This window comes from Acinetobacter sp. YQ_14, from assembly GCF_043102985.1.
Classification (GTDB): domain Bacteria; phylum Pseudomonadota; class Gammaproteobacteria; order Pseudomonadales; family Moraxellaceae; genus Acinetobacter; species Acinetobacter venetianus.
On the sequence record NZ_JBICJJ010000016.1, the window covers coordinates 42,770 to 54,745 of the forward strand.

The 11,976-nt window shown below is 37.4% G+C and carries 10 protein-coding genes; 8 read left to right on the forward strand and 2 right to left on the reverse strand.

All coding sequences use genetic code 11. The features are described 5' to 3' along the window. Positions 1 to 61: 61 nt before the first annotated feature. Positions 62 to 1,120, forward strand: coding sequence for a helix-turn-helix domain-containing protein (locus ACF8D3_RS08635; protein WP_392471122.1), 1,059 nt, complete (start codon positions 62 to 64; stop codon positions 1,118 to 1,120). 280 nt (positions 1,121 to 1,400) lie between these two features. On the opposite strand, the gene ACF8D3_RS08640 is transcribed toward ACF8D3_RS08635, so the two are convergent. Further along, complete coding sequence (locus ACF8D3_RS08640) at positions 1,401 to 2,816, reverse strand: PLP-dependent aminotransferase family protein (RefSeq protein WP_392471123.1); 1,416 nt, start codon at positions 2,814 to 2,816, stop codon at positions 1,401 to 1,403. Between the two features lie 223 nt (positions 2,817 to 3,039). Between ACF8D3_RS08640 and ACF8D3_RS08645 the strand changes: the two genes are divergently transcribed. Both ACF8D3_RS08645 and ACF8D3_RS08650 read left to right on the forward strand, forming a co-directional pair. Continuing rightward, positions 3,040 to 3,858 (forward strand): hypothetical protein, encoded by an 819-nt coding sequence (locus tag ACF8D3_RS08645; RefSeq protein ID WP_392471124.1) that lies wholly within the window; start codon positions 3,040 to 3,042, stop codon positions 3,856 to 3,858. Positions 3,859 to 3,898: 40 nt separating this feature from the next. Then, a complete protein-coding gene (locus ACF8D3_RS08650) occupies positions 3,899 to 4,066 on the forward strand; it encodes a hypothetical protein (RefSeq protein WP_278595610.1) in 168 nt (55 codons plus the stop codon). Positions 4,067 to 4,142: 76 nt separating this feature from the next. Here the strand turns inward: ACF8D3_RS08650 and ACF8D3_RS08655 are convergent, their stop codons facing one another. Beyond that, positions 4,143 to 5,147 (reverse strand): helix-turn-helix domain-containing protein, encoded by a 1,005-nt coding sequence (locus ACF8D3_RS08655; protein WP_392471125.1) that lies wholly within the window; start codon positions 5,145 to 5,147, stop codon positions 4,143 to 4,145. 165 nt (positions 5,148 to 5,312) lie between these two features. Between ACF8D3_RS08655 and ACF8D3_RS08660 the strand changes: the two genes are divergently transcribed. The 5 genes from ACF8D3_RS08660 (at position 5,313) to fdhD (ending at position 11,902) form a co-directional block, all read left to right on the forward strand. After that, positions 5,313 to 6,311: a putative solute-binding protein gene (locus ACF8D3_RS08660; RefSeq protein WP_392471127.1), complete on the forward strand. Its 999-nt coding sequence runs from the start codon at positions 5,313 to 5,315 to the stop codon at positions 6,309 to 6,311. A 71-nt stretch (positions 6,312 to 6,382) separates the two neighbouring features. Beyond that, positions 6,383 to 7,294, forward strand: coding sequence for a metal-dependent hydrolase (locus tag ACF8D3_RS08665; RefSeq protein WP_392471128.1), 912 nt, complete (start codon positions 6,383 to 6,385; stop codon positions 7,292 to 7,294). Positions 7,295 to 7,435: 141 nt separating this feature from the next. Beyond that, positions 7,436 to 8,443 (forward strand): putative solute-binding protein, encoded by a 1,008-nt coding sequence (locus tag ACF8D3_RS08670; protein ID WP_392471130.1) that lies wholly within the window; start codon positions 7,436 to 7,438, stop codon positions 8,441 to 8,443. 209 nt (positions 8,444 to 8,652) lie between these two features. Next, complete coding sequence (locus ACF8D3_RS08675; RefSeq protein WP_392471131.1) at positions 8,653 to 11,061, forward strand: FdhF/YdeP family oxidoreductase; 2,409 nt, start codon at positions 8,653 to 8,655, stop codon at positions 11,059 to 11,061. Positions 11,062 to 11,113: 52 nt separating this feature from the next. Then, complete coding sequence (gene fdhD, locus ACF8D3_RS08680; RefSeq protein WP_392471133.1) at positions 11,114 to 11,902, forward strand: formate dehydrogenase accessory sulfurtransferase FdhD; 789 nt, start codon at positions 11,114 to 11,116, stop codon at positions 11,900 to 11,902. The last annotated feature ends 74 nt before the right edge of the window (positions 11,903 to 11,976 follow it).

Genomic DNA, 11,976 nt, shown 5'->3' on the forward strand with positions numbered 1-11,976 from the left:
GACTCGCGCAATAGGTGAGACTATGCCATATTAATGATCATTTTAGGACATGAGCAACTTTATGCGTGATCCTTTTGGACTATTCCAAGAAACGATTTCAGTGTCATATGCGCATATATTATTAGAAATTACACATGAGTATGACATTGACTATCAAACTGTTTTACAAGATACAGGTCTTGTTTTCTCAGAAATGAAACAGACTGATGCCAAGATGAGTGCGCATCAATGGTCTAAATTGGTAGTTAATGCATTACAACTCACGGATAATCATCGTCTTGGAATTGAATATGGGCAGAAGTTGCGCCCAACTTCTCATGGTGCGTTAGGCTTTGCTTTTCTAAGTTGTGCTGATGTTGAAACCGCTTTGAACTTATGCCAACAGTATTTCTGTACGCGCATTCAAAATTTTGTACCCGAATGGCGAGTTGAAGAGGACTTTGTCTATGTCTATTTAGATGATGTTCATCCTGTAAAATTAGGCAATGAACAACAATCAGCTCAATTAAGAGCTTTTCTCATTGAAAGTTTAATTTTTGGAGCAATTCATTTTCTAGCTTTATTTTCACAAGAACTAGCCGAAGAGTGTGATGTGTATTTAGATTGGCTACAATCACAAGACTATGCTGCTATTTCATTAGCATCTATTTCTCTGAATTTTAATCAAAAACGTAATGGTTTTAGATTTCCAAAAAAATATCTGCATTGTAAAAATCAAAATGCCGATCAAATGTCTTTTCAGCAGGCACTTTTATACTGTGAAAATGATAAAGGCAAGTTGATTAAGGAAACGTATCGAGACCTACAAAAAAGTATTCGTTTAGAGTTACTCTACAATGCAAGCAATGGTTATCCAACATTACCGATGATCGCTGAACGTTTGAATATGTCTGAAAGAACGATCAAAAGACATTTGCAAGCTCAAGGAACAAACTTTCTTCAGATATTATCTGAAGTGCGATTTAGTGAAGCAAAAAAGCTATTACAACAACAGCAATATAGTATTCAGGATATCGCAGATATTGTGGGCTATGAAGAAGCCACCAACTTTATTCGTGCTTTTAAAAAGAATTTTGGAGAGACACCAAGTCAGTATCGAAAAAGGTTTTTATTACAATGAAATGATATTATTTTTAAGGCTGTTTAAATAGTAATAAGTGAGTTGAATGTAGTCTGGTCGAACCCCCATCTTGTTTCAGTATAAACCTGCGGTTCGTTCTACTTTACGATACGTTGTTTATCATTCGGCAAAAGTAAGCAAAACCATTGTCATCCACAAAACCTATTTAATTTTTCACCTACTTTAACTTTGTTGATAAACACGATCTTTTTAATCGCTCGCAGCTTTGGGATGACGTTTCGGTGGATCAAAATTTAAGTATCATTCAAAGAAATTAGTTTCATTCATCTGACATAGAATGCTGAATCGTTTGAATAAACAATTCCACCGAATACTTAATCTGCTCGCTCCATTCAAAAGAACAATTCATACGAATATAGTGCTGATGTGATGGCAAGACATTAAAAAGAGGACTAGGTGCAACACCTATTTGCTGTTGAATCAATTTTTCATAGACTTGCATACTACTGATTTTTTCAGGGAGTTGAATCCATAGGAAATAACCACTTGGATAATTATAAACTTGGCAATCAGCAGGTAAATGTTGTTTCAGGTAATTAAAAAATTGTTTCTTATTCTTCTCCAAAGCGCGTCTTAATACTCTTAAATGCTTTTCATAATGATGATGCGCTAAAAACTCAACCAGCACGTTTTGAATCAATGCATTTGCAGAAATCGTGCTCATGAGCTGTAGGTGTTGAATATGTTCAGAAAATTTACCCGCATAAACCCAACCAATACGAAAGCCAGAGCCCAAAGTTTTAGAAAATGATGAGCAGTGCAGTACTAAATTTTGCTGATCGTAATATTTCATTGGCAATGGTTTTTTAGAGCTATAAAACAATTCCTCATAAACATCATCCTCAATTAAATGGATTTGATGTTCATGCAAAAGTTTCGCGATTTTATATTTCATTTCATCACTGACGGTAAAGCCGATTGGATTATGTGCATTCAACATGAACCAGCATACTTTGATCGGATAAGTTTTTATAACCTGCTCAAAAGCTTCAAAATCAAAACCATGTTGAGGATGTTCAGGAATGGTAATAACTTTCAAACCTAAGCGTTCCGCAGCTTGCCATGCGCCATAAAAAATGGTCTGTTGTAATAAAATATAATCGCCCGGCTGCGTAATTGCTTGTAATGAAAGATTAAGTGCATCTAAGCCGCCTGATGTGATCACGATGTCATCAGCTTCGGTCGGAATTCCTTGCATACAATAACGTTGGGCGATCAGCTTTCTTAATTCAAGATTTCCGGGTGGCAAATTAGTGGTCTGATCATAACTATGTCGATTTCGAGACAGTTGTCCCATGATTTGAATTAATTTGGGTGGATAGAGTAATTGGCTATCAGGAAAAGCAGAGCCTAAAGGAACAATCTGTTTTGGCTGAATCGATTTGAGATATTTAAATACAAGTGAGTTAATTTCAATTTTAGGGTTCAAAGAAACCACAGAATAAGCTTGTGGGATTTGAGAAGCCGTTTGTTCAGCAACGAAATAACCCGATTTTTCTTTAGAGTAAATAAGACCTTGAGACTCTAACTCTTGATAAGCATTCATCACGGTAATTAAGCTAAAACCTGAACGTTGCACTTGCTCTCGAAGAGAAGGTAATTTTGTATGTGGTTGCCATGTACCATTTTCAATGAGTAACTTCAGGTTTTGCGCTAGCTGTTCTGATTTATACATAAAATTTGGAGTCTAAACCTAATCTGTAGTTGTTAGATTTCATAAATAATTATTATTTTATAACAGATTTTTGGTGAGTCGTGCATCTGTTATATTTTTTTAGTGTAACTCTGTAGCTATTCAATAACTTTCCAGACGCTCAAAATAACAGCATGAACTCAGAGCATGATTTGAAGGTTTTCATGCTCTAGAAATGATGATTTAGGTTGAATGGTGTATCACAATGTTTATCACGAAAGAACTCAATTCGATCATACAACTGTTCAATGGCTTAGCACCATCGCAAGCTGTACAAGAGCAGTTGCAGTTTGAGTATGTAAATCTTGAAGCGACATTGTTACGAGCAAAGGTGCTGAGGGATTTTTCTAAAGATCAGGTTGTATATATAGCTCAAGCGAAAATCGATGAAAATGATAATAATCTTGGTTATTTATTTGCGCCATTTATCATTGCCAATCTAAATCAACCTGTGATCTATAGCACGCCTGTTTCAATGTCTGTTTTAAGCATTTTGAATCAATATTATCAGGCTGAGAAAAATCTAAACCTGAGAATCGAAGAAGTGATTCAGAGTTTAAAACTTCATATTGATTTGGTTGATCAAGTAAACACCGAGCAAGACTTTTTATTTAGTCGTTTGATTAAAGCGCTTTGTCGAGCAGATGTTTCACAGATTTTTTTAATCACGCATTTAACTTTGGATATACAGCAACTGAAACAGTTACAGAAATATTTGAATGTTGAAATCTTTGTTATTAAAGCAGATCGATCTGAGAACCTAATTCAAGATGAAATGATTCATCTCAGAAAACTACTGTTCAAGAACAAAGATGAGATGCACAAAGAGGTGTGCGGTTTGTATTCAAATCTAAACGCAAATTTGGTCTCTCAAACTGGAAATTTTAATCATTCACAAGCCAAGCATTTGATCGAAGATATGTTTTATTCAGAGCATATCTTTGAAAAATTGTCGGTTTATGCCGAGTATCTACAAACCCGTATTCAAAATGGTGCAAGTTACAAAGCCTTATCCATCGCCTGAATTGAATAACTGAATTTTGTATATTTTAGGAGTAAAGCTCATGTCACAAGAGCAATCAAAATTTCCATATTTAGCAGTTGGCATCAGTATCTTGTTAGGTTGTTTGTTTCTCGTTTTTTTCTTTCTCGCTATCAGTCATCAACCTGATTATATGCCTTCGCAACAGCAGAAACAGACTACTGTAGAGGTTAAAAATTCAACTCAATAAGCCTGTCGAAGTTTTAGATCAGTTTCTCTCTTACTGGCAATCTGAGCGCTTGCCAGTAATTTTTTTATACTAAAAATTAGTATCGTCTTGGTGATTTTCCTGTCCAGCGTTTAAAGGCTCGTGAAAAATTTTTGGTATTGGTGTATCCGAGGTGATTGGCAATATTTTCAAGAGATAAGCTAGGGTTCTTGATCAGTTGGATGGCTTTTTCACAACGGATTTTGTCCACTAATTCTCGAAAATTTGTACCTTCACTTTCTAACTTTCGTTGTAAGGAACGCTCAGAGATTCCGATTTTTTTTAAAATGTCAGATAGAGGACTGATGCCCATTGCCTCGTCATAGATGAGATCTTGTATTGAGCTACTAAAGCTATTTTGTCTTAATAACTTACGCAATTGAGACTTACATTCTTCTCGTGATAAGCGCTCTGCAATTGCATCTGCATGGAGTAATGGAAAATCTAAAATTTCTTTATTAAATTCTAAGCGCGTCATTGGACGATTAAATCTGACCTCGCCCGGAATTAAGGGAAGTAATTTATCAAAATAATCTGGTTTACTAAATTGTACGTCCGCTAACCCGCTTAACTCTTGTCCTGAAATGCTTTTTCCCATCTGTGCAAATCCAAGCAATAAAGCAATTTGGATGACTTCGTCTAAATAATAACTCTCAGTTTGTTCGAAGATGATTGCAGCATGATCATCAAAAACTTCGAGCTTTATTTTATGAATGCTAGATTGAAGTGAAATAAACTCTTGAGCAATATTCAGTGCTTGTGTGACATTCCCTGCGAGCATTGCAGTCATACCCATCAACCCATGACAGGTAATTGTCATTTGCATACCTAAATAAAATCCAAATTCTAAGTTTGGAACTTTTGTTAAATCTAATGCGCGTTTCAATATCCCCATGACGATTTTGGCATCTGCACGCCACAACGGTTGTAGTAATTGATCCGTATTAAGACCTGATCCAGCTAATAATTCTTCTGCTGAAATATTCCAACGAGAAACCACGTCGACCATTAATGCGATATAAGTTCCGGGAACAGTCTTTTCAATTTTTGTATTTATTTTCATAAAAACCCATGTCGGAAAATGATACTAAAATGGCTTATTCAGAACTATTACAACATTTTCTTTTATTGAAAAATAGCCTTGTCAGCAAAGTCTACTTGACTTTAATCAACGTAAATTACTGCCGTGATGCAGAAAAATACATTCCAAATATTGCTAGGGTGGGGAATGAAAAAAGGAATTTTAATTACCGCGATAACAATTTTTTCAACAACTGTACAAGCCAAAGTCGATGTCTGCGTATTTGATCTGCTCGGTAAATCAGGTGAGGCTTATAAATCAGTAGAAGAATGGGCACTTGCTGCAAAAGCTTGGAATGCAGACTTAAATTTAATTCCTTATCAAGATGAAGCTAAAGCACAAAATGATTTTGATACAGGCAGGTGCGATGGTGTTGCGATGACATCTATGCGCGCAAGAAAATACAACAAGTTTGCAGGTTCGATTGATGCATTGGGAGCAGTGACAAATAATTCTATTGCACAAAAAGCGATTACCTATGCTTTAGATCCACGTAATAAGCACCGTTTGGTAACTAAATTAAATGGTGATGAATTTGAGGTCGCTGCAATTGCTCAAATTGGTTTGGCGTATGTTTATGTACGCGATAAAACGATTAATACAATTGAAAAGGGCAAGGGCAAAAAGTTCGCTTATTTACATTACGATCAAGCACAAAAAATGATTGTAGAGCGTTTGGAGTTGGTTGGTGTCCCATCAGAGATTTCGGACTTTGCTAAGAAATTTAATAACGGCCAAGTCGATGTGATTGCAGCCCCAGCTTATGCCTATAAACCCTTAGAGATTTCCAAAGGTTTAGGAAGCAATGGAGCAATATTTGATTTTCCTGTTATTAACTTAACCGCTGACATCATTCTCCGACCTAATAAATTTCCTAAAGGTTTTGGACTGAAATCACGGGCATGGGCAATTAAGCAGCTTCCAAAGAGTTTTTCCACGATTGCACGTTTAGAAGCGGATATTCCTGCGAAATATAAACAAGCTCTTTCTTCCGAAGATAGACATCGTTACCAAAAGATGATGCGAGATGGCCGCATTGAACTTACACAACTTGGTGTGTATGACCCTGTCATGATGAGGGTTTTAAAACGTGCGCGTTGTGCTGTAGAACGAACCAATTTTGAATGTTCTTTAAGTGGAGAGTGAGCAATGTCATATCCAGTTAAAAGATATTTTCAGGAAGTTAGAAATTTATTAGTTTACAAGTTGAGATCAATATGAACGCACAAACGCAACACCACAAATTGGTTGCACGATCTGTAAAATTTGATTTTTCAAATTCACCAGTACAGTGGATTCCAAATGATCCTATATGCTCACATTTAATTAATGGGATTAACCTAATTTTGCCTGCGGGAGAGTTCTGGTTTTGTCGTGTTTACAATAAGACTCTCCCATATCTGAATAATTCGATATTGATGGATGATGTCAAAGGATTCATTCGTCAGGAAGCGACCCACGCTCGTGCTCATCAAACTGCTCAAGAATTCCTGAAGCAACATGATTATGATCTAGAACCTGCTTTTAAAAAAATTAACTGGATTTTCACGATTTTGTTAGGTGAGCGCCCACTAGGCATTAAAGCATTAGAAAAGAAGTCTTTAGAGCATTTCTGGTTAGTTACTCGGGTAGGTGTTGTTGCTGCGATTGAGCACTTTACTGGTGTGCTTGGACAGTGGTGTATGGACAATACTTCGTGGGATAAAGCAGACCCAGTGATTGCTGATATGTTCCGTTGGCATTTAGCTGAGGAAGTGGAACATCGTTGTGTCGCGTTTGATCTATTTAAAGAAATGATACCGAATCCTGTCTTATTTTATCTTTATCGTCAGTTTTTGATGATGCTTGTTTTTCCTATTTTTATTTACATGCTAGCTGATATCGCGCGTGATTTAGGCAAGCAAGATCCAGATACAAAGATACAAAAGCTTTTTAATCGCAACTTTTTCAGATTATTACCGATTTATCAGAAACAAGCGAAAGCAACAGACAATGCTCCGACATTAACGTTTATCACGAAAGCAATTGTTCGTTGGGTTTCCCCAAACTTTCATCCTGAAACTGAAGGAAATACACAACAGGCTTTAGATTATTTAGCGCGTTCCCCAGCTGTTCAAGCAATCAGATGAAGGTGTTTTCTTTATTAAGAATAAACACGGTGATTTATCTGTGTGAGTTTAAAAATGATCTGGATGATCATTTTTAATTAAAAAAAGTTTTAACTATTGAATGTATAAAAACAAACATTATGTTTGTGAAAGGAAGTAAAAATGAAAAAAATGGCTCTTACGCTCGCAACGACTTCAATTTTAGCGATATCTGCTTCAGCTCAAGCAGCTGTTAATGTATGTGTGTTTGACTTATTAGGCAAGTCAGGCGAAGCATATAAAGGAATGCAAGACTGGGCTTTAGCCGCGAAAGGTTGGGGCGCAGATATAAATCTCGTGGCACTTACAGATGAACAGGTTGCTGACAATAATTTTAAAGCAGGTAAATGTGATGCAGTTGCGATGACTTCTATGCGCGCACGACCATATAATAAGTTTGTTGGATCAATTGATTCTTTGGGGGGAGTTCCGAGTGATGAAATTGCAAAACGAGCGATTACATTTGTTTCCGATCCACGTAATGCGGCGAAAATGACGACCAATCTCAGCGGCAATAAATATGAAGTTGCAGGTATTTCTCCACTAGGTTCAGCATTTATTTTTGTTCGTGACAAAAGCATTAATTCGATCGAAAAAGCTGCAGGCAAAAAATTTGCTGTTTTAGGTTATGACGATGCCCAAAAATTAATAGTTCAGCGCGTAGGTGCTCAAGCTGTACTTTCAGATATTTCGAACTTCGCTGCCAAGTTTAATAATGGTCAGGTCGATATGATTGGTGCGCCAGCATACGCTTATAAACCATTAGAGTTAAGTAAGGGTTTAGGCACAAATGGGGTGATGTATAATTTTCCTGTATTACAAGTGACAGCAAATCTTGTTTTACGTCCTGAGAAATTCCCAGCAGGTTTTGGACAGAAATCTCGAGATTGGTTTGTCAAACAACTACCTAAAACTTTTGTTACCATCAAAAAGCTAGAAGCTGAAATTCCTGCAAAATATAAAATGAATTTAACAGCAGAAGATAAACTCAAATATCAAAAAATGATGCGCGATGGACGTATTGAGCTAACACAACGTGGGATCTACGATGCCAGTATGATGAGTGTTTTAAAGAAAGCTCGTTGTTCAGTCGATAAAGCCAATTTTGAATGTTCTTTGTCGGGTGAATAGTAGAATTTTAATGAACTGTTTTTAAGCAACTGAATCAAATTTTTACATAGCATAATGAACGAAAAATTTATGATAAAAGCTTAGTTTCACTAGGCTTTTTTCTATTTTATAGATGAATGATCACACAAAACAAAAATAGAAAATAACCTCATTTCATGTTAAGTGTAATAACCATAGACACAAATGACAGCTCAGATGAGGGCGATTCCATGGATAATTCAGAACAGACCATAAATACGCAAGAAAATAATGGCTACGCTCGAATTGAGCCATATACTCAACCTGCTGGTGGATGGGGTGCATTGCTGAGTGTCGCTCGAAACCTTAAACGGCAAGATATCTTAAAAAAAGGTTCTATTACCTTACTGAATATTAATCAACCAACAGGCTTTGACTGTCCAGGTTGCGCATGGCCTGAGAAAAAAGATGCGCATGCATTTAATTTCTGTGAAAACGGAGCTAAAGCAGTCGCATTTGAAGCAACAAGTAAAACAGTTACACCTGAGTTTTTTGCTGAACATACAGTAAGTTGGCTCGCTGAACAAAGTGACTTTTTTTTGGAAGACCTCGGACGTTTGACTGATCCGATGCGCTATGATGCTGCGACAGATAAATATGTTCCGATTTCTTGGGATGAAGCATTTCAGCTGATTGCAAAACATTTACAAGCTTTAGAACATCCAGATCAAGCTGCTTTTTATACCTCTGGCCGCGCAAGTAATGAAGCTGCATTTTTATACCAGCTGTTTGTCAGAAGCTTTGGAACGAATAATTTTCCTGATTGTTCGAATATGTGCCATGAAACCACAAGTGTCGGTTTAAAAGATTCGATTGGTTTAGGTAAAGGTACGGTTATCCTCGACGATTTTGACGAGGCTGATGCTATTTTTAGCTTTGGTCATAATCCTGGAACGAATCATCCACGAATGCTCGCAACACTGAGAGAAGTATCTAAACGTGGTGGCAATATTATTGCAATTAACCCAATTAAAGAGCGTGGTTTAGAACGATTCCAAGACCCTCAAGCGCCTTTAGAAATGATGACCAATGGTAGTACGCCAATCAGCCGATATTATTTTCAACCAAAAATTGGTGGAGATTATGCATTACTGTTTGGCGTAATGAAACATTTGTTGGAATGGGATAAAAAAGCCATTGCGAAAGGCAAAGCAAGCGTATTTGATCGAAGTTTTATCGAGATGAATACAGTTGGCTTTGATGAAATGCTTGCTGAAATTGATCGTACAGAATGGTCAAAAATTCATAAGTACACAGGATTGTCACCCGAACATTTAGAATCGATTGCCAAAATGTTCCTCGACTCTAAAAAAGCGATTTTCTGTTGGGGAATGGGAATTACTCAACATCGTCATGGAACAGCCAATATCCATATGCTCGCAAATCTGTTGTTAGCTAGAGGACATATTGGTCGTCCGGGTGCAGGTTTATGCCCAGTTCGTGGCCATAGTAATGTGCAAGGTGACCGAACCATGGGGATTAACGAAAATCCTAGTGAGCAAATGTTAGATAGTATTGATCGTGTATTCGGCATTAAATCACCTCGTAAACATGGTCATGGTGTGGTTGATACGATTAAAGCGATGTATGAAGGCGATGTTAAGGTCTTTATTGGGCTAGGCGGTAACTTTGCGGTTGCCACACCTGATACGCCTTATACGCAAGAGGCCTTGCGTCGTTGTTCTTTGACGACACATATCACAACTAAGCTTAATCGAAGCCATTTGGTCTGTGGTCAAGATGCCTTGATGTTGCCTTGTTTAGGTCGTACTGAAATTGATATGCAAGTTCATGGTCCGCAAGCGATTTCGGTTGAGGACTCGATGAGTAACGTGCATTTATCGGCAGGGCGTAATCCTCCAATTTCTGAAAATATTTTGTCCGAGCCTGATATTGTTGCACGTATGGCAGAAGCGGCATTGCCTGAAACAAATGTCAAATGGCGTTGGTATATCGAAAGTTATGATCGTATTCGCGACTCTATTGCCGATGTTTTTGACGAGTTCCATGATTTTAATCAGCGTGTATATCAACCGGGTGGTTTTCATCTAGAACATCCTGCTAATCAGCACGTTTGGCATACGCCAAGTGGTAAAGCACAATTTTTGATTACGCCAATAGATGAAGTCTATGAAGATCAAGAAAATCAATATGCTGCGACATATAGTGAACAGAAAGTTTATACCTTAATGACTACGCGCTCACATGATCAGTACAACACCACTTTATATGGTTTAGATGATCGTTATAGAGGTGTATTTGGGCAGCGCCGTGTATTGTTCATGAACCAAACAGATATTGATGAAGCTGGATTTGTTGCAGATCAGTGGGTCGATATTGAGAGTGTATTCTCTGATGGTGTGAAGCGAATAGTGCATAGTTTCCGTATTGTGCCTTATAACATTCCTCAAGGAAGCTTAGCGGCATATTATCCTGAAACAAACCCACTGGTTGCTTTAGGTAGTCATGATAAATATGCAAAAATTCCTGCTTCAAAAAGTGTTCCTGTGATTCTGCACGCAGGTAAAGCACCTGAACATTTTAATTTGGCTATCGCAGTTGATCCTGAACATGCCAATGAGCGAGTGAGTAATACATAGAACTATTCAGGTAAATAATTGGATAGATTGGATGTAAATTTTAGAGGTCAATGTGGATACACAAACACTGGGCTATGAAACGATGCAAGTGCATCGTTTCCATCGGGATATCTCTGAAAATGAATTGGATTATATTGTTCAAGAATATCCTGTTGCACTGATCTATAACGGTATTTCACATGCTGTCATGATGGCAACGCCATCTGATATAGAGGTATTTGCGAAAGGTTTCAGTCTGTCAGAAGGTATTTTAACGAACCTAAACGAGCTTTACTCACTTGAAATCAGTCAGAATGAACTGGGTGTACAAGTCGATATGACGATTTCATCGCGTGCTTTTACAGCATTGAAAGAACATCGTCGAATGATGGTGGGCAGAACTGGGTGCGGATTATGTGGTATAGAAAGTCTGAAACAACTTTACGCAAATCTTCCAACTGTGAATACCACTGTACCATCTAAGTGGTTGGGGCAAATTCCAGATGCAATCGTGCAGTTAAAAGTACGACAAAAAATCAGTGAATTAACAGGTGGTGCGCATGCTGCCGCTTGGGTGGTCAAAGGACAAATTATCGCTTTATTTGAAGATGTTGGCCGTCATAATGCATTAGATAAATTGCTAGGTTACTTAGCTGAGCAAAAATTAAATGTTGCGGATGGATTTGTGGTGATGACCAGTCGTGCCAGTTATGAGCTGATTCGAAAATGCGCTCAATATAATATTGGTTTATTGGCAACTATTTCTGCGCCAACAAGTATGGCAATTGAAATGGCTAAAAAGTTAAATCTAACTTTAGCCAGTTTCTGCCGTGGAGATAGTTTCGTTATTTATACCGAATAATAGTAAATATTTGTGATTATCTTGCTAACTTATTCTGTGACTTGTGTAGGATAGGTTATTAATTTTTATCCTAT

Coding starts and splice junctions, on each gene's coding strand:
- ACF8D3_RS08635 (WP_392471122.1), top strand. CDS start 62: ATGCGTGATCCTTTTGGACTATTCCAAGAAACGATTTCAGTGTCATAT.
- ACF8D3_RS08640 (WP_392471123.1), bottom strand. CDS start 2,816: ATGTATAAATCAGAACAGCTAGCGCAAAACCTGAAGTTACTCATTGAA.
- ACF8D3_RS08645 (WP_392471124.1), top strand. CDS start 3,040: ATGTTTATCACGAAAGAACTCAATTCGATCATACAACTGTTCAATGGC.
- ACF8D3_RS08650 (WP_278595610.1), top strand. CDS start 3,899: ATGTCACAAGAGCAATCAAAATTTCCATATTTAGCAGTTGGCATCAGT.
- ACF8D3_RS08655 (WP_392471125.1), bottom strand. CDS start 5,147: ATGAAAATAAATACAAAAATTGAAAAGACTGTTCCCGGAACTTATATC.
- ACF8D3_RS08660 (WP_392471127.1), top strand. CDS start 5,313: ATGAAAAAAGGAATTTTAATTACCGCGATAACAATTTTTTCAACAACT.
- ACF8D3_RS08665 (WP_392471128.1), top strand. CDS start 6,383: ATGAACGCACAAACGCAACACCACAAATTGGTTGCACGATCTGTAAAA.
- ACF8D3_RS08670 (WP_392471130.1), top strand. CDS start 7,436: ATGAAAAAAATGGCTCTTACGCTCGCAACGACTTCAATTTTAGCGATA.
- ACF8D3_RS08675 (WP_392471131.1), top strand. CDS start 8,653: ATGGATAATTCAGAACAGACCATAAATACGCAAGAAAATAATGGCTAC.